Raw genomic sequence first — 15453 nt, 5'->3', positions numbered from 1 at the left:
TCACCCCGTTCGGGCCGAGTTGTGACTCGCCCTTTTTCTCCCGAACCTCACCACCATGCTGCTCATCCCCGCCATCGATCTCAAGGACGGCCACTGCGTTCGCCTCAAGCAAGGCGACATGGACCAATCCACCACCTTTGGCGAAGACCCCGCCGCCATGGCCCGCAAATGGGTGGGGCAGGGCGCGCGCCGACTGCACCTGGTGGACCTGAACGGCGCCTTTGCAGGCGTGCCCAAGAACTACGCCGCCATCAAATCCATCCTCAAAGAGGTGGGCGACGAGATCCCGGTGCAGCTGGGCGGCGGTATCCGTGACCTTGACACCATCGAGAAATACATCGACGGCGGTCTGCGCTACGTGATCATTGGCACGGCAGCGGTCAAGAACCCCGGCTTCCTCAAAGATGCCTGCAGCGCCTTTGGCGGCCACATCATCGTGGGCCTGGACGCCAAGGACGGCAAGGTGGCCACCGACGGCTGGAGCAAGCTCACCGGCCACGAGGTGGTGGACCTGGCCAAGAAGTTCGAGGACTGGGGCGTCGAATCCATCATCTACACCGACATCGGCCGCGACGGCATGCTCTCGGGCATCAACATCGACGCCACGGTGAAACTGGCGCAGGCGCTTTCCATTCCGGTCATCGCCTCGGGCGGCCTGTCGAACATGGCCGACATCGAGCAGCTGTGCGCCGTGGAGCACGAAGGCGTCGAAGGCGTGATCTGCGGCCGTGCCATCTACAGCGGCGACCTCGATTTTGCTGCTGCCCAGGCACGGGCCGACGTGCTGGGCCATGCGGCCTGACCCTGCGGTTGCGACCCGCTGCCTGGAGTCCCTGCAGGGCCAGCCCTGCATCCGCCTGACCACCGCCCAGGGTGACAGCGCGCTGGTGGCCTTGCATGGCGCCCAGGTGTTGTCCTGGGTGGCAGGCGGACGTGAGCGCCTGTACCTGAGTCCGAAGGCCGTGTTCGATGGCCGATCGGCCATCCGTGGCGGCATTCCGCTGTGTTTTCCCCAGTTCAACCAGCGCGGGCCCCTGCCTAAACATGGCTTTGCGCGCAATCTGGGCTGGCGGCCCGCCCCTGCAAGCAAGGAGGGCGACAGGCAGTCATCCGTGTGCCTGGAGCTGACCGACAGCGACACCACACGCGCGTGGTGGCCTGCACGCTTTACCGCGCAGCTGACGGTGGTGCTGGGCGCGGGCAGCCTGCGCGTGCAGCTGGTGGTGCACAACACCGGCAATACGGACGACGGTGCCTGGGATTTCACCACCGCGTTGCATACCTACCTGCGCGTGGAGGATGTCGGGCGCGCCCGGCTCGGTGGGCTCGATGGCTGCGCGCGCTGGGATGCGCTGGCCGATGCGCGCGGCGTTCAGCAAGGCCCTGTCATGTTTTTGGGCGAATACGACCGCGTGTTCAGTGCGCCTGCTGGGGCCATCCACCTGCACGATGGTGCCCTCGGCCTGCAGATAACCCAGAGCGCCAGTCTCTCGAACACGGTGGTGTGGAACCCCGGGGGCGCCTTGTGCGCCCGACTGGCAGACCTCCCGACCGACGGCTACCGCTCCATGTTGTGTGTGGAAGCGGCCCAGATCGATCGCCCCACCACTCTGGCACCGGGGCAGCAGTGGCAGGGCTGGCAGGAACTCCGGGTGCTGCCGGCGCGGTGATGCCACCGCCGCATGGCGGCGTGGTGGTGTTGGGCGATGCGCGCGACCGGGCCATCGCTGCGGCTGCAGGTGCGCGTACGCCTCATAGCGGCCAGGACCAGACCCAGTCGAAGCGCACATCCAGCGGCAGCTGGTGGATCCGGTAGGCCGGTGGCAAGGGTTCGACGGGACGCAGGCGGGCCACGATGGAGGGCATGCGCGGCGTCAGCGGCGAGGTGCGCTCGGCAGGTGTGCGCTCGGCTTCTGCGACCACATCCACGACCTCGGCGCGGATGCGCCCGCCGTCCATGAAGCGCAGCGTGGCCAGGCGCCCCACCTGTGCATAGCGTGCCTGGTCGGGCGGCAGATAGGTGTGGACCATTGCGGGCGCTGGCCCCTGCAGCACCGCCACATCGGCACCCCTTTCCACCCATTCACCCAGGTGCGCGAACTGGCGCACCACCTGGGCATCGAAGGGGGCCTTGACGTCCGCATCGTCGGTTGCCGCTGCCATGCCCGGCAGTTGCCCGTCTGTGCCTGGCGGCACCGCAGGTGGTCTTGACTGCGCCCGTGCGAGCAAGTGTCTGTTTTCGCTGACATCGGCTTGTGCGCGATTGGCGTCGGCCCGGGCCTGTAGTTCCTGAAAACGTGCGTTGTCCAGCTCCTGGCGTGTTGCCGCGCCCTCCGCCCGCAGCGCTTGCATGGTGCGCACGCGTTCTTGCTGCAATGCCAGCTGGCTGTGCGCCAGGCGCAGGGCCTCGTCGAGGGTGGTCTGGCGGCTCGCAAACGTCTCGAGGGTGGTTTGCGAAGGGTCGCTTGCGGGCCTTGGTGTGGCTGCGGACGACGGTGTCCGCGTGGCGCCCGTTGTGGTGTCCAGGGCGATCACTGGCTGCCCGGCGCGCACCAGTGCGCCGATGTCGGCGATCTGCGTCACTCGCCCCGCCTCGCGCGCACGCACGACCACCTGCTCCGTGATGACCACGGCAGGGGCGGTTTCCCACCAGTACGCCACCATGAAACGGGTCAGCAGGTAACCTGGTGGCGTCAGCACCATGGCCAGCAGCAAATACCAGCGCCAGCGCGGCACCTTGCGCTTGGAGGCGGCGTAGCGAACGGAGAGACCGTTGGTTTCCTGGGCGGAGCCCGGCGGTTTATCAAACTGGATTTTCACGGGCGTGCCTTTTTGAATTCGTCCCACGACTGCACCACGATGCCGCTGAATCCGGGCAACGTCTCCAGCGCTTGCGACAACTGGTGCCAGCGGCGCAGGGCCTGGGTCTGGCCCAGAAGATAGTTGCTTTCATCCGGCGGCAAGCTGCGCTCGATGCTCTGCGCCACCGCCAGCCGCAGGCCTGGCGGGCCTTGCAGCAGGGGTCGGGCAATCTCGGCTGCGCGAACCGGGTTGCTGACATACACCATGGCAACCAGTTCCGTGACACCTGTGTCCTGGATGCGGCGGGCGAAGTCGGGGGCCTGCAATTCACGGTAATGGGTGGTCAGGGCCAGAGGCCAGTCGATGGCTGCACGTACGGCACGCAGTGTGTCCACCACGGCCTCGTCCCAGGATGGCTGTTGTGCGGGCGGTAACTGGCTGCGCTCCAGATCAAGGTGCAGTCCGTCAAAGGCCAGGTTGCGCAGCGGTGCGAGCAGATCGAGCAAGGCTTGGCGGCGCCCCGGGAGAACCCAGGTGGCCTCGCCGAGCAGCAGTTCCACGCGCAAGCCCTGCGCATGCGCTTGCGCAATCAGTTGCTCCAGCCGCTTTTGCCCGGCGGGTCGCGTCAGTGCCCGTAGCTGGGGCGCAGTGAATGAAATCAGGATGCGTTCGCTGCCCTTGGGCAAGGCTGTCATGCGGGCGGGGTGGTCCAGCAGGGCTTGGCCATTCCATACATACCAGCCAAGAGTTCTGGAGGCCGGGGTGGCCTGTGCGGCAGTGTCAATCGCGCGGGGCAAGGCGGTCAGCGCGAGCGAGGCGTCATCCTGGATGGCAGGGCTGGCGGGCCGCAGTCAGTTGCCACCAGTCCCACAAGCTCCAGTTGTGCCAGGTCGCGACGTTCTGCTCCATCGACGACCTGCACGGCTGCCAAGTACAGCTCATGTCGCGCGTTCAGCAGCGTGGCATAGCCATCGCCGTCAAATGCCTCCAGGCGCAGTGAGGCAATGCGCGAGGCCTCCTGGGCCGCCTGCAGCCTGTTTTGCAGAGCGGCCATTTCGTTTTGGCGCTGGCGCCATTGGATCTGCGCCTGTTCGACCAGGGCGTGGTATTCGCTGCGGCGAACATGCAGCAGACTTTCCAGCCGGGTGCGCTCGCTCTGGATCTGGCCCAAACTGGCATCGCGTTGGGCGCGCCATTGCAGGGGCATGGAGAAGTCCACCCCTACCGAGGTGTTGCGACCGTTCGGTCCGCCGATGTCGCGGGTAACGCCTTGTGCCACCGACACGCTCGCCTCCAGCCCTGTGCGCTGCAGGGTTGCGGCGATCTGGTCCCATGTGTGGAGTTCCAGCTGGGTCAGTGCAAGGGGAGGGTGCTGGTCGGCCCCCGCCCGCAGCGTGTCCGTGTTGAGACAAGATTCAGGCCAGATCATGGGCAGGGTCTGGATGGTGGGCTGGGGCAGATTGGTCAGGCGTGCCAGTTCACCGAGGTTCAGCGTTTGCTGTGCGCGCTGGTTGTCACTGCTCGCCTGCACCATGTCGAACAGACCCAGCAATTTCAGTTTTTCTGCCTCCAGCAACACGCCGGACGCCCGGCGGGATTCCAGTTGGGCCCGTGCCTGGGCACGCATACCCAGAAAGGCCTGCGCAATACCAACGCGCTGTGCGGTGCGCAAGTGCCGCGCATAGGCCCGTCGCACGGCCTGCACGGCTTCCTGTCGCGCCAGGCGCAGTCGCACCTGCCCTTGCGCCACCGCGAGTTCGGCCTCGCGCACGCTGCGCAACTGCGCATCGCGGCTCCCGAGCAGAGGCCAGCGCACACCAAGCTGGACGTTGAAGCGCTGGTAGTCGCGGCTGAGGGTGTCGGTCACGGCTTCGCGCGCGGTGCTGATACCGGTGCCACCAAAAATCCGTGCTCCCTGGCTGGCGCGGGCCGTGCTGTTGCGGTGCGCTGCCACGTCTTGTTCAGCTTGGGCCAGCTGGACCGACGGGGCTGCCACAAGCGCCAGGTTTTCCAGTTCGGCCAGGGAGGTGCCGGCATTGGGCAGGTCAGGGGTAGCGGACGCCATGGCGCCCGAGCACAGGAGTGCAAGCCAGAGCAGCAGGGCCAAATCCCCGAACGCGTTTCTCACGGATTGTTTCGCCATCTCAGAACTTGGTTTTGCGCAGCACCCACCAGGGAGCCATGGAGGAGTCAAGGTGCGATCGCGTGAAGATTTCCTGGAGGACGGAGAACGAGCAATGCACACGATTGACAAATGCGAACAGTGGAAAGAGCGGCAAAAAGGCCAGATAAACCGCGTCGTCCCCGGGGCGTTCCGACACCGCCACGAGATACAGCATGAAATAGAAAAGCAGCGATGCCAGATAGGCCAGATAGATGAACGCAAGCACGCCGAGCACCGCGCCGACGGGCAGCGTGAACAGCATCATGCCCGTGTATCCCACGATCATGAACGGCATGACAAGCTGCATCAGCAGCCCGTTGACGACCACGAAAAGAAAGTTGCGCCACCCCAGCAACCGCGGCCGCAGGTTGAAGCGGAACTTGCGGATGAAGATATAAAACATATCGCCGTCCCAGCGCAGTCGCTGGCGGAAGAAAACACGCCAGGTGTCGGGTGCATCGGTGTGCCCCACCGCATGCGGATCGAACACGATGCGCAGCTTGGAGTGGCGGCCAAAATACTGCTTGATGCGCGTGGTCATGTCCAGGTCTTCGGCCGTGCCGGCATCCCAGCCACCCAGGTTGCGTATGAACGCCGTGCGAAACACGCCGAAGGCACCGGAGATGTTGTTGACGAGATTGAACTCGGACAGGCCCGTTTTTCCGGCCGCTATGGAGACCAGGTATTCCAGCGCCTGCAGGCGCGTCACCAGGGATCGTTTGGCATTGCGCACGCGCAAATTGCCCGCGACACCGACGACTCCAGGGTCATCGAAGTGGCGCGTGGCGTTGCGCACCATGTCGTTGTCGAAAGAGGTGTCGCCGTCCAGGGCCATCACGATTTCGCCGGTGGCAATGGATAGCCCCGCGTTCAGCGACGATACGCGGCCTCCCCGCTGCCATTTGGGCAGGACCAGCAGTTGGCGCCGGGGCGTGTTGTGCAGCAGCGCGCGCGCATTGCGCGCGGCCTCCAGCGTGGGACGGTTCTGTATGGCGCCGTCGATGACGGCGATGATTTCGATGTGTCCCGGATACAGCTGCTGTGCCAGCGACTCAATGGTCTTGCGCACATCTTCGCCTTCCGAGTAGCAGGTAATCAGGCAGGAGACCCTGGGGTAGCGTTCCCGTTGCCGGTCAGGCCGAACTTCGCGCAGACCGTAGCGCGCCATGCCCGCTGTGACCAAAATGAAAAATGGCGCCTCCAGAAGCACCACAAACGGAAAAAATTTCAGTGCCAGTTCCACCAAGGTTTGCGAGCCTGAGCTGGCAAACAGCGTCTGGAATGAGAAAACCACCTGCTCCCACATGCGCTCAGACTCCGTCTTGCAGGCGGCTCATCCACTGTGCAGCGCCCTCTCCGGCACGCAGATCATCGGGCACCTGCAGGTGCCGGATGCGTGCCCGTAGGGGTGAAGCCTCGCCCCCTGAAGATTGCGCAGCCAGCGCTTTTTCGAGCCGCGCCGCCAATCCCTCCGGCGAGGAGAAAGGAAGCAGCAGCCACAGCCGCTCTTCCTGGGTGCGCGTGGTGATGTCCGACGTTCTCAGCAACTCGTGCAGGCGGCGCGCAAACTCATCCAGCATGAGGAAAACGCGTGCTGCGCCTTGTTGCTCGATCACTTCGGTCGCGTTCTGGAATTCCACCAGGATCAGTGCAAAGCGCATTTCCGGATGGCGCGCATGCGTGGCCAGTGTCCAGTCGAGCAGGCGTCTAAAGAATGGGGGATCCACATAGTTGGCGGTGTCCAGCGCCGCAAAAGACTCCTGAATTTGCCCTGCACGCAGGGCTGCGCGCCCTTGGGGGGCGAGCCGCAGCGTGGCAATTTCGCGCACATCCAGCTTGTCGGGGTCGGCTTTGGCGTTGCAGTCAAGGCAGCGCGCGATGACACTGGTTTCCATGAAAACGTGGTGGCAACTGCCGCACGCGTACTGTGTGAGAGGGCGGTCATAGTCCACGCCGATATGCCGCAGTGACGCGCTGCATTTCGGGCACACCAGGGCACCGTTGTCGTGGAAATCCCTTTCGGGCCCACCTGCCCACAGGAAAAACAATGCAGCGAAGCGGCTTTGCCGATGTGGATGCTGGAGCAATGCGGGCACACATCCAGATAGTGCAGGTGTGCACCGCCGCACGAGCGACAGTGGCGGGTGCGGTCAACCAGCAATGCAGGTTCGAGGAGCCGGCGGCGCGTGAGCGTGGCCAGGCAATCCGCAGCGTCTTCCCCCTCTCGGGCCAGCGCCTCCACCATCGGATAGCGGTACAGCTGGTGGCTGCTTCGGTCGCACACGGGCTGCAATTCGGCGTTGTCGCGCAGGTACAGGAAGAACAGTACGCGCTCATCGAAATACAGGCTGGCGGTATCCCGCCTGAGGCTGCGGCGCACCGCCAGGGAGCGTTCGCTGAAACTGAGCGCCTGGCTGTAGGTGCCGGTGGCGTCGGCCAGCGGGGGCACGGTGTTAGTACCGGCGGCCACTAGGACGGGGCGGTCCCACCAGGCGCTGGCGCGCACTTTTTCGGCCAGGTCGGCTTGTCCCTGTGGCGGCCACCCATCCAGGAAAAACCCCAGCGGAGTCACGTTGGCGGCCAGGAAGGCCTCCCAGGATGGCAATGTGACGGCGCCGACCTCGTCAGCGGCACGGAGTCCCGACGGACGCAGGATCACCATGCGTTCCTGTTCCGTAGGGGGGGGCGTGGATGTCAGGGGCGTGGCTGCCATGGCGTTGAAGTGCTGGATTCTGCAATCATGTGGGCTTGTCTTTTGCGGTGCCCGTGGACGGTGGCTCTGTGTTACACACCCCCACAATACACGGGGGTGCGGACCATGCTGGTTCCTGCTGGCGGTGCACTGCCCGTCAGGTTTTCGATGACGCGGTGGGCGATTGCCCGTTATCTTATCGAAGTGGGTTGATCGTTTTTTGTCGTTTTATGGGGAGTGGCGGTTCACATGATTCTTGTAACTGGCGGTGCTGGCTTCATCGGCTCGCACACCTGCATCGCGCTGGCCCAGGCGGGCATTCCGTATCTGATTCTGGACAATTTTGCCAACAGTCGCCGTTCGGTGCTGGAGCGGCTGGGGCGCATCACGGGCGCGCAGCCCCAATGCATCGAGGGCGATGTGCGTGATGAAGCTTTGCTTGCGCGCGTGTTCGCGCAGCACCCCATTGGCGGTGTGATCCACTTTGCCGCGCTCAAGGCGGTGGGGGAGTCGGTGCGCGAGCCTTTGCGGTATTACGACAACAATGTCTCCGGCACGGTGACACTGCTGCGTGCCATGCAGGCGGCGGGCGTGCGCACGCTGGTATTTTCTTCGTCTGCCACGGTGTATGGCGAGCCCGCGTCGGTGCCGATCCGCGAGGATTTCCCGTTGTCCGCCACCAACCCCTACGGCTGGAGCAAGCTCATGATGGAGCAGGTGCTGGCGGATGTGGATACGGCTGAGCCGGGGCAGTGGCGCATTGCGCGGTTGCGCTATTTCAACCCCGTGGGCGCACACGAGAGCGGGCTCATTGGCGAGGACCCTCAGGGTGAGCCGGGCAACCTGATGCCGTATGTGGCGCAGGTGGCGGCGGGGCAGCGCGCCGCCTTGAGCGTCTATGGCAACGACTACCCCACGCCCGACGGCACTGGCGTGCGCGACTACATCCATGTGTGCGACCTGGCCGATGGCCATGTGGCCGCCCTGCGCTACCTGCGAGAGCACACCGGGCTGCTCACCGTGAACCTGGGCACCGGCCAGCCGGTGTCGGTGCTGGAGATGGTGCGCGGCTTCCAGCAGGCCAGCGGACAGGCCGTGCCCTACCGAGTGGTGGCGCGGCGGCCGGGCGACGTTGCGCAGTGCTGGGCAGACCCGGCGCTGGCCGAGCGGCTGCTGGGCTGGCGCGCCCGCCACGGGGTGGACCGCATGTGCGCGGATGTCTGGCGCTGGCAAAACGGCGTGGCGCGCACGCTGGCGTGATGCACAGCGGCATTGGCGCTGCGCTGCGTGGTATCTTGTCGCCCCCAACCCGCCTTGCTGACAGAGTTTTCTTTCCATGCTTGCCAAACGCATCATTCCCTGCCTTGACGTGACCGGTGGTCGTGTCGTCAAGGGCGTCAATTTTGTCGAACTGCGCGATGCAGGCGACCCGGTCGAGATCGCCGCGCGCTACAACGCCCAGGGCGCTGACGAACTCACCTTTCTGGACATCACCGCCACCAGCGACGGGCGCGACCTGATCCTGCACATCATCGAGGCGGTGGCCAGCCAGGTGTTCATTCCGCTCACTGTGGGCGGTGGTGTGCGCACGGTCGAAGACGTGCGCCGGCTGCTCAACGCGGGGGCCGACAAGACCAGCTTTAATTCGGCCGCCATTGCCAACCCTGACGTGATCAGCGCCGCGTCCGCCAAATACGGCGCGCAGTGCATCGTGGTGGCCATCGATGCCAAACGCCGCTCCGAAGAGGATGCGCGGCGCACAGGGGCCGATGGCCGGGCCGTGGGCCCCGGCTGGGATGTGTACAGCCATGGCGGGCGCAAGAACACCGGCCTCGATGCCGTGGCATGGGCGACCGAGATGGCGCGGCGCGGCGCGGGCGAAATTTTGTTGACCAGCATGGACCGCGATGGCACCAAGGCGGGCTTCGACCTGGCCCTCACGCGCGCCGTGAGTGACGCCGTGAGCGTGCCCGTGATCGCCTCGGGCGGCGTGGGCAACCTCGACCATCTGGCCGACGGCATCCAGATCGGAGGCGCCGATGCCGTGCTGGCCGCCAGCATCTTCCATTACGGCGAATTCACGGTGGGGCAGGCCAAGCAGCACATGGCCGAACGCGGGATTCCGGTGCGGTTGTAACCGTCAATTGCTCATTATTCGATAGCTATTGGCGCTTTATGTGTAAGCGCTAGAGCGGTATAAGGCTTCAAATGTCCAGGGCGGGGCCCTGCGCCGCCACCCAAATCACCGAGAATCCCTCCATGAACTGGCTTAACGAAGTGAAATGGGATGCGCAGGGCCTCGTGCCCGTGATTGCGCAAGAGCAGGGTACGGGCGACGTGCTGATGTTTGCCTGGATGAACCGCGAAGCCCTGGCAAAGACGGCAGAACTCGGTCGCGCCGTGTACTTCAGCCGCTCGCGCAAGAAGCTGTGGTTCAAGGGGGAGGAATCGGGCCATGTGCAGACGGTGCACGAGATTCGCCTCGATTGCGACAACGACGTGGTGCTCCTCAAGGTCACCCAGCGGGGCCACGAGCCCGGCATTGCCTGCCACACGGGCCGGCACAGCTGCTTTTTCAGCGTGCTCAAGGACGGTGCCTGGCAATCGGTCGATCCGGTCTTGAAAGACCCAGAATCCATCTACAAATAAGACCATGAGTTCCAACGATTCCCTGGCACCATCCTCGCAGGACGCATTGGCGCGCCTTGCCGCCGTCATTGAAAGCCGAAAGCCCGCGCACGGAGGCGACCCCGACAAGAGCTATGTGGCGCGCCTGCTGCACAAGGGGCCCGACGCGTTCTTGAAGAAGATCGGCGAAGAGGCCACCGAGGTGGTCATGGCCGCCAAGGATGTGGACCACGGCGCCGACAAGGCCAAAATTGTGTACGAGGTGGCCGACCTGTGGTTTCACACCATGATCGCGCTGGCCCACTATGGCCTCACGCCTGCCCAGGTGCTGGCCGAACTCGAACGCCGTGAAGGCACCAGCGGCATCGAGGAAAAAGCCTTGCGCAAGGCCGTTGCGCGTGCTGCCCAGGAAGAATCCCCATGAACGACATCATCGATGTGCAGACCAACGACGAAAAGGCCGAGGGCCTGAAAGCCTGGGGCTGGGTCAGCTATGTGCTGCACCTCATCGTGGCGGTGGGCGCGGTCATTCCGGGCGCGCAGCCAGGCGCTGCGCTGCTCATCATCGCGCTGATCATCGACCTGGTGAAGCAGGGCGAAGGCGCGGGCACCTGGCAGGCCAGCCACTTTTCGTGGCGCATCCGCACCGTGATCTGGGCAGGCGTGCTGTACATCATTACGGCGCCGCTGTGGCTGCTGTTCTTATTCCCCGGCTGGGTGGCCTGGGGGCTGATCTCCATCTGGTTCCTGTACCGCATCGTGCGCGGCATGGTCACCATGAACAAGAGCCAGGCCATCGATGCCTGAGGGTGACACGCTGGCCCCCATCAACCTGGCGCTGCAGGGCGGCGGATCGCACGGCGCGCTGACCTGGGGCGTGCTGGATGCGCTGCTGGAAGACGGGCGCCTGTTGATTGACGGCATCAGCGGCACCAGCGCCGGGGCCATGAACGCCGTGGTGGTGGCGCACGGTTTTGCGCAGGCAGCGCAGCAGCACAAAGATCCGAAAGAAGCCCACGCTGCAGGCTGCGAGCTGGCCCGCGCCGGGCTGACGCGGCTGTGGGAAGGCGTGGGAACGCTGGGCAGCCTGATGTGGGGCACGCCGCTGGCGGCCGCCCATCCGCTGCTGGGCATGATGAACCGGTGGTTCTCGCCCTACCAGACCAATCCGCTGGATATCAACCCGCTGCGCCGTCTGCTGGAGCGCGAGGTGGATTTCGAACTGCTGTGCGCCGCCAAAGGCGCCTGGGGGCCGAAGGTTTTTGTGTGCGCCACCAATGTGCGCACCGGGCGCGGCGAGATTTTTTCGGGTGCACGGCTCAGCGCCGATGCGGTGATGGCGTCGGCCTGCCTGCCGCTGCTGTTCAAGGCCGTGGAAATCGAGGGAGAGCGGTATTGGGATGGCGGCTATTCCGGCAATCCTGCGCTGCATCCGCTGCTCTACCAGACCGAAACCTCCGACATCCTGCTGGTGCAGATCAACCCCACCGAGCACCATGCGCTGCCCGACACGGCGCCTGAAATCATCGAGCGCATGAATGAGGTCACCTTCAATGCCAGCCTGCTGGCCGAATTGCGCGCCATCGAGTTTGTGCGGCGCCTGCTGGCCGAGGGCAAGCTGGACGCGCGCCGCTACAAGAACGTGCGCATGCACCGCATTGACGGCGGCGCGGCGCTGGCCCCCTTTGGTGCGGACAGCAAGTCGCGCGCGGACATGTCTTTTGTGCGCAAGCTGTTCGAGCTGGGGCGCACAGAGGGCCAGAACTGGCTGAAAGCACACCACCGGGACGTGGGCGTGCGGCCATCCCTGAATATCGCCGACAATGTGTAACTGTCAGTGCGCCCTTGGGCACTGAGCCAGCCTTCTTTTTTCACCATGCACGATCCGAACTGCCTTTTCTGCAAAATCATCGCAGGCCAGATTCCTTCGAGGAAGGTCTATGAAGACGAGGAAATCTTCGCCTTCCATGACATCCACCCGTGGGCGCCCGTGCACTTTCTGATGGTGCCCAAGCTGCATATTCCCTCGATGGCCCAGGTGGCGCCCGAGCACGCAGGCCTGCTGGGCCGTATGCTGGCTCTGGCACCGCGCCTGGCGCTGGAGCAGGGCTGCAACCCCTATCCGGAGGGCGGCTATCGCATAGTGGTGAACACGGGGCTTGAAGGCGGGCAGGAAATCCACCATCTGCATATGCATGTGATCGGCGGTCCCCGTCCCTGGCTCAAGGGCTGAACGCGCTGGTCGCTGGTGGCTGTGAAGGGACTTTGAACTCCTGTCACGGCCCCCGTCTAAAATGATTCCAATTCGTTAGGAGATATTCCATGGGCTCTTTTTCCATCTGGCACTGGCTGATCGTGCTGCTGATCGTCGTGATGGTGTTCGGCACCAAGAAACTCAAGAACATGGGTTCCGACCTGGGGGGCGCCGTGAAGGGCTTCAAGGACGGCATGAAGGACGGCTCCTCGCCCGACACCAACGCCGCGACGCCTCCTGCCGGTCAGGTGGCCAACCAGGCCGCCGCCGACAAGACCACCATCGATGTTGAAGCCAAGCAAAAGAGCTGAGCCCGGGTGCTGGCGCTTCCATGATTGATATTGGCCTGTCCAAGATGGCGCTGATCGGCGTGGTGGCACTCATTGTCATCGGGCCCGAGAAGCTGCCCCGCGTTGCTCGCACGGTGGGCGCCTTGCTGGGCAAGGCGCAGCGCTACGTGGCCGACGTGAAGTCCGAGGTGAACCGTTCCATGGAGCTCGACGAGCTCAAAAAGATGAAGGACACGGTCGAAAACGCGGCGCGGGATGTGGAGCAATCCATCCAGACCAGCGCCAGCGAGTTCGAAAAGGACCTGGCCCAGGCCAGCGGCATGGCCAGTGCCGAATTGCAAGAGCCGTTCACCGTGGTGCCCGCCTACAGGCATCCGGGCAAGAACTGGCGCCTGAAAAAGGGCGCCATGCCCCAGTGGTACAAGGCGCGTAGCGGCGTGCGTACCAAGGCCCTGTCGGGCGCGGCGCGCGTTGCGCGCTACCGGCCACAGAAATTCCATTGATGCTGCGCCCTGCCGCGCAGCGGGGGCGTTGCTGACGCCCGCGAAACTCCAACATGTCCGAAACCCCCTCCAAAGACGACGAACTGGCCGGCACCGAGCAGCCGTTTGTGCAGCACCTCATGGAGCTGCGCGACCGTCTGGTCAAGGCCATGATCGCCATCGGTGTGGCGGCTGCGCTGCTGTTTTTCTTTCCCGGCCCTGGCGCGCTCTACGACTTTCTGGCAGCGCCGCTGGTGGCGCATCTGCCCAAGGGTGCCACGCTGATCGCGACATCGGTCATCTCGCCGTTTATGGTGCCGCTCAAGATTTTGCTGATGTCGGCCTTCTTGCTGGCGCTGCCACTGGTGCTGTGGCAGGTCTGGGCCTTTGTGGCGCCGGGGCTCTATTCGCACGAGAAAAAGCTGGTGCTGCCTTTGGTGGTTTCGAGCACGGTGCTGTTCTTCATCGGGGTGGCTTTTTGCTACTTTTTTGTGTTTGGGCAGGTGTTCAGCTTCATTCAGGGCTTTGCGCCCAAGAGCATCACGGCGGCGCCAGACATCGAGGCCTACCTCAGCTTCGTGCTGACCATGTTCCTGGCGTTTGGCCTGGCATTTGAGGTGCCGATCGCGGTGGTCGTGCTGGCCCGCATGAACATCGTGAGCGTGGAAAAACTCAAGAGCTTTCGGGGTTATTTCATCGTGATCGCATTCATCATTGCGGCCGTGGTCACGCCCCCGGATGTGGTGTCCCAGCTGGCACTGGCCATTCCGATGTGCCTGCTGTACGAAGTGGGTATTTGGGCGGCACAGATCTTTATCAAGCACACCAAGGCGCCCGAGGACACCGAAGAAGCGGCTTCCTCATCCTCCTGATCGCCCGACGAGCCACACAGGCTGAGGCTGAAATAAAAATAGCTTCCAGCGCTTACCTATCAAGCGCTGGAAGCTATTTTTTCAGGAGCGCCAGACCGCTCTCTTTTTTCTTGTTAGCGCTTCACGCTACGCTGCGGCTTGGGGCGCATGCCAGGGGTGACCTTCAGGTCCACCATGGTGTCGCCGCGCTGCACGGCAAAGGGCGTGGCGGTGCCGGGCTTGAGCGCTGCAACGGCCGTGAGCAATTGCGAGACGTTGCCCACGGCCTTGCCGTCAACCCGCAGGATCACGTCGCCGGGGCGCATGCCGGCCTGGGCGGCCGGGCCATCTTGCAGCACGCCGGTGATGATCACGCCCTCTGTGGCTTTCACGCCAAAGGTTTCGGCCAGCTCGGGCGAGAGCTCGTTGGGCTCCACACCAATCCAGCCGCGGGTGACCTGGCCGTCCTTGACGATGCCGTCGAGCACCAGCCGGGCGGTGGACACCGGAATGGCAAAGCCGATGCCCATGCTGCCGCCAGAGCGCGAATAGATCGCCGTGTTGATGCCCAGCAGGTTGCCGTTCACGTCCACCAATGCGCCCCCCGAGTTGCCGGGGTTGATGGCTGCGTCGGTCTGGATGAAATTCTCGAAGGTGTTGATACCGAGCTGGCTGCGGCCCAGCGCGCTGATGATGCCGCTGGTCACGGTCTGGCCCACGCCAAAAGGGTTGCCGATGGCCAGCACCCGGTCGCCCACGGCGGCCTGGTCGGAGTTACCCAGCACGATCACGGGCAACTTGTCGAGTTCGACCTTGAGGATGGCCAGATCGGTGTCGGGGTCGGTGCCGATCACCGTGGCGCGGGCACGGCGGCTGTCGGTCAGCGTGACCTCGATCTCGTCGGCGCCTTCCACCACATGGTTATTGGTCAGGATGTAGCCGTCGGGGCTGATGATCACCCCGCTGCCCAGCCCGGCCTGGGACTGGCTGCCCTGGTCGCCAAAGAAAAACTGGAACCAGGGATCGTTGCTGCGCGGATGCCGCACTTCCTTGCTGGTGTTGATGCTGACCACGGCGGGGGCGGCCTTGCGGGCCGCGCTGCTCAGGCTTCCCGGTTCCGGTTGCGCCGAGGCCGTGGCGGGCGCTTCGATCAGGGCAATGCCCGCGCCTGAACGCATGGCGCCGTGCCGGATCCAGTCGGGCTGCAGCGTGGCGACAACGAAATAGGCCGCAACCAACACGGTGACGGACTGGGAGAAGAGGAGCCAAATGCGCTTCATGGTGTTTGGA

General features: G+C 64.4%; 18 protein-coding genes and 1 pseudogene. 12 read left to right on the top strand and 7 right to left on the bottom strand.

Annotation, left to right across the window (positions count from 1 at the left end; translation table 11 throughout):
• The first annotated feature begins 55 nt into the window (after positions 1–55).
• Both hisA and CBP34_RS16070 read left to right on the top strand, forming a co-directional pair.
• Complete coding sequence (gene hisA, locus CBP34_RS16075; RefSeq protein WP_094098614.1) at positions 56–802, top strand: 1-(5-phosphoribosyl)-5-[(5-phosphoribosylamino)methylideneamino]imidazole-4-carboxamide isomerase; 747 nt, start codon at positions 56–58, stop codon at positions 800–802.
• Positions 792–1670: a D-hexose-6-phosphate mutarotase gene (locus CBP34_RS16070; protein ID WP_094098613.1), complete on the top strand. Its 879-nt coding sequence runs from the start codon at positions 792–794 to the stop codon at positions 1668–1670. The genes hisA and CBP34_RS16070 overlap by 11 nt, the downstream gene beginning before the upstream one ends.
• An 82-nt stretch (positions 1671–1752) precedes the next feature.
• Here CBP34_RS16070 and CBP34_RS16065 read toward each other — a convergent pair whose 3' ends face one another.
• The 6 genes and pseudogenes from CBP34_RS16065 to CBP34_RS20130 form a co-directional block, all read right to left on the bottom strand.
• Complete coding sequence (locus CBP34_RS16065) at positions 1753–2820, bottom strand: HlyD family secretion protein (RefSeq protein WP_094098612.1); 1068 nt, start codon at positions 2818–2820, stop codon at positions 1753–1755.
• The gene (locus CBP34_RS16060; protein ID WP_094098611.1) at positions 2817–3497 is read right to left on the bottom strand and encodes a hypothetical protein; all 681 of its coding nucleotides are present in this window, start codon (positions 3495–3497) and stop codon (positions 2817–2819) included. The genes CBP34_RS16065 and CBP34_RS16060 overlap by 4 nt, the downstream gene beginning before the upstream one ends.
• Before the next feature lie 107 nt (positions 3498–3604).
• The gene (locus CBP34_RS16055; protein ID WP_157896497.1) at positions 3605–4945 is read right to left on the bottom strand and encodes a TolC family protein; all 1341 of its coding nucleotides are present in this window, start codon (positions 4943–4945) and stop codon (positions 3605–3607) included.
• A gap of 1 nt (position 4946) precedes the next feature.
• Positions 4947–6272 (bottom strand): glycosyltransferase family 2 protein, encoded by a 1326-nt coding sequence (locus tag CBP34_RS16050; RefSeq protein WP_094098609.1) that lies wholly within the window; start codon positions 6270–6272, stop codon positions 4947–4949.
• 4 nt (positions 6273–6276) lie between these two features.
• A complete protein-coding gene (locus CBP34_RS20135) occupies positions 6277–6627 on the bottom strand; it encodes a hypothetical protein (RefSeq protein WP_236748593.1) in 351 nt (116 codons plus the stop codon).
• 204 nt (positions 6628–6831) lie between these two features.
• A pseudogene (locus CBP34_RS20130) lies at positions 6832–7628 on the bottom strand (TackOD1 domain-containing metal-binding protein); the annotation flags it as partial.
• Between the two features lie 279 nt (positions 7629–7907).
• Here CBP34_RS20130 and galE point away from each other — a divergent pair.
• The 10 genes from galE (at position 7908) to tatC (ending at position 14184) form a co-directional block, all read left to right on the top strand.
• Positions 7908–8918, top strand: a complete 1011-nt coding sequence (gene galE, locus CBP34_RS16040; RefSeq protein WP_094098608.1) for a UDP-glucose 4-epimerase GalE — start codon at positions 7908–7910, stop codon at positions 8916–8918.
• 76 nt (positions 8919–8994) lie between these two features.
• Positions 8995–9795 (top strand): imidazole glycerol phosphate synthase subunit HisF, encoded by an 801-nt coding sequence (gene hisF / locus CBP34_RS16035; protein ID WP_094098607.1) that lies wholly within the window; start codon positions 8995–8997, stop codon positions 9793–9795.
• Between the two features lie 122 nt (positions 9796–9917).
• The gene (hisI, locus tag CBP34_RS16030) at positions 9918–10307 is read left to right on the top strand and encodes a phosphoribosyl-AMP cyclohydrolase (RefSeq protein ID WP_094099217.1); all 390 of its coding nucleotides are present in this window, start codon (positions 9918–9920) and stop codon (positions 10305–10307) included.
• A 4-nt stretch (positions 10308–10311) separates the two neighbouring features.
• Complete coding sequence (locus CBP34_RS16025) at positions 10312–10710, top strand: phosphoribosyl-ATP diphosphatase (RefSeq protein WP_094098606.1); 399 nt, start codon at positions 10312–10314, stop codon at positions 10708–10710.
• On the top strand, positions 10707–11093 hold the full coding sequence (locus tag CBP34_RS16020; RefSeq protein WP_094098605.1) for a DUF4870 family protein: 387 nt from the start codon (positions 10707–10709) through the stop codon (positions 11091–11093). The genes CBP34_RS16025 and CBP34_RS16020 overlap by 4 nt, the downstream gene beginning before the upstream one ends.
• Positions 11086–12117 carry a patatin-like phospholipase family protein gene (locus CBP34_RS16015; RefSeq protein ID WP_094098604.1) on the top strand — a complete coding sequence of 344 codons (1032 nt, stop codon included), beginning with the start codon at positions 11086–11088 and terminating at the stop codon, positions 12115–12117. The genes CBP34_RS16020 and CBP34_RS16015 overlap by 8 nt, the downstream gene beginning before the upstream one ends.
• 45 nt (positions 12118–12162) lie before the next feature.
• Positions 12163–12519, top strand: coding sequence for a histidine triad nucleotide-binding protein (locus tag CBP34_RS16010; RefSeq protein WP_086928055.1), 357 nt, complete (start codon positions 12163–12165; stop codon positions 12517–12519).
• An 89-nt stretch (positions 12520–12608) separates the two neighbouring features.
• Entirely contained in the window at positions 12609–12851 is a 243-nt protein-coding gene (tatA, locus tag CBP34_RS16005; protein ID WP_086913273.1) for a Sec-independent protein translocase subunit TatA, read from the top strand.
• A gap of 20 nt (positions 12852–12871) precedes the next feature.
• Positions 12872–13333 carry a Sec-independent protein translocase protein TatB gene (tatB, locus tag CBP34_RS16000; RefSeq protein ID WP_086928053.1) on the top strand — a complete coding sequence of 154 codons (462 nt, stop codon included), beginning with the start codon at positions 12872–12874 and terminating at the stop codon, positions 13331–13333.
• A 53-nt stretch (positions 13334–13386) separates the two neighbouring features.
• Positions 13387–14184, top strand: a complete 798-nt coding sequence (gene tatC / locus CBP34_RS15995; RefSeq protein ID WP_086913271.1) for a twin-arginine translocase subunit TatC — start codon at positions 13387–13389, stop codon at positions 14182–14184.
• Positions 14185–14297: 113 nt separating this feature from the next.
• Here tatC and CBP34_RS15990 read toward each other — a convergent pair whose 3' ends face one another.
• Entirely contained in the window at positions 14298–15443 is a 1146-nt protein-coding gene (locus CBP34_RS15990) for a S1C family serine protease (RefSeq protein WP_094098603.1), read from the bottom strand.
• Positions 15444–15453: the final 10 nt, after the last annotated feature.

Origin of the sequence: Acidovorax carolinensis, from assembly GCF_002157145.1 — a bacterium.
Classification (GTDB): domain Bacteria; phylum Pseudomonadota; class Gammaproteobacteria; order Burkholderiales; family Burkholderiaceae_C; genus Acidovorax; species Acidovorax carolinensis.
This window is presented reverse-complemented; position numbering and strand designations above follow the sequence as displayed.

What these genes read in the sequence shown, in the direction of transcription:
- hisA (WP_094098614.1), top strand. Translation starts at nt 56, where the DNA reads ATGCTGCTCATCCCCGCCATCGATCTCAAGGACGGCCACTGCGTTCGC.
- CBP34_RS16070 (WP_094098613.1), top strand. Translation starts at nt 792, where the DNA reads ATGCGGCCTGACCCTGCGGTTGCGACCCGCTGCCTGGAGTCCCTGCAG.
- CBP34_RS16060 (WP_094098611.1), bottom strand. Translation starts at nt 3,497, where the DNA reads ATGACAGCCTTGCCCAAGGGCAGCGAACGCATCCTGATTTCATTCACT.
- CBP34_RS16055 (WP_157896497.1), bottom strand. Translation starts at nt 4,945, where the DNA reads ATGGCGAAACAATCCGTGAGAAACGCGTTCGGGGATTTGGCCCTGCTG.
- CBP34_RS16050 (WP_094098609.1), bottom strand. Translation starts at nt 6,272, where the DNA reads ATGTGGGAGCAGGTGGTTTTCTCATTCCAGACGCTGTTTGCCAGCTCA.
- CBP34_RS20135 (WP_236748593.1), bottom strand. Translation starts at nt 6,627, where the DNA reads ATGCGCTTTGCACTGATCCTGGTGGAATTCCAGAACGCGACCGAAGTG.
- galE (WP_094098608.1), top strand. Translation starts at nt 7,908, where the DNA reads ATGATTCTTGTAACTGGCGGTGCTGGCTTCATCGGCTCGCACACCTGC.
- hisF (WP_094098607.1), top strand. Translation starts at nt 8,995, where the DNA reads ATGCTTGCCAAACGCATCATTCCCTGCCTTGACGTGACCGGTGGTCGT.
- hisI (WP_094099217.1), top strand. Translation starts at nt 9,918, where the DNA reads ATGAACTGGCTTAACGAAGTGAAATGGGATGCGCAGGGCCTCGTGCCC.
- CBP34_RS16025 (WP_094098606.1), top strand. Translation starts at nt 10,312, where the DNA reads ATGAGTTCCAACGATTCCCTGGCACCATCCTCGCAGGACGCATTGGCG.
- CBP34_RS16020 (WP_094098605.1), top strand. Translation starts at nt 10,707, where the DNA reads ATGAACGACATCATCGATGTGCAGACCAACGACGAAAAGGCCGAGGGC.
- CBP34_RS16015 (WP_094098604.1), top strand. Translation starts at nt 11,086, where the DNA reads ATGCCTGAGGGTGACACGCTGGCCCCCATCAACCTGGCGCTGCAGGGC.
- CBP34_RS16010 (WP_086928055.1), top strand. Translation starts at nt 12,163, where the DNA reads ATGCACGATCCGAACTGCCTTTTCTGCAAAATCATCGCAGGCCAGATT.
- tatA (WP_086913273.1), top strand. Translation starts at nt 12,609, where the DNA reads ATGGGCTCTTTTTCCATCTGGCACTGGCTGATCGTGCTGCTGATCGTC.
- tatB (WP_086928053.1), top strand. Translation starts at nt 12,872, where the DNA reads ATGATTGATATTGGCCTGTCCAAGATGGCGCTGATCGGCGTGGTGGCA.
- tatC (WP_086913271.1), top strand. Translation starts at nt 13,387, where the DNA reads ATGTCCGAAACCCCCTCCAAAGACGACGAACTGGCCGGCACCGAGCAG.
- CBP34_RS15990 (WP_094098603.1), bottom strand. Translation starts at nt 15,443, where the DNA reads ATGAAGCGCATTTGGCTCCTCTTCTCCCAGTCCGTCACCGTGTTGGTT.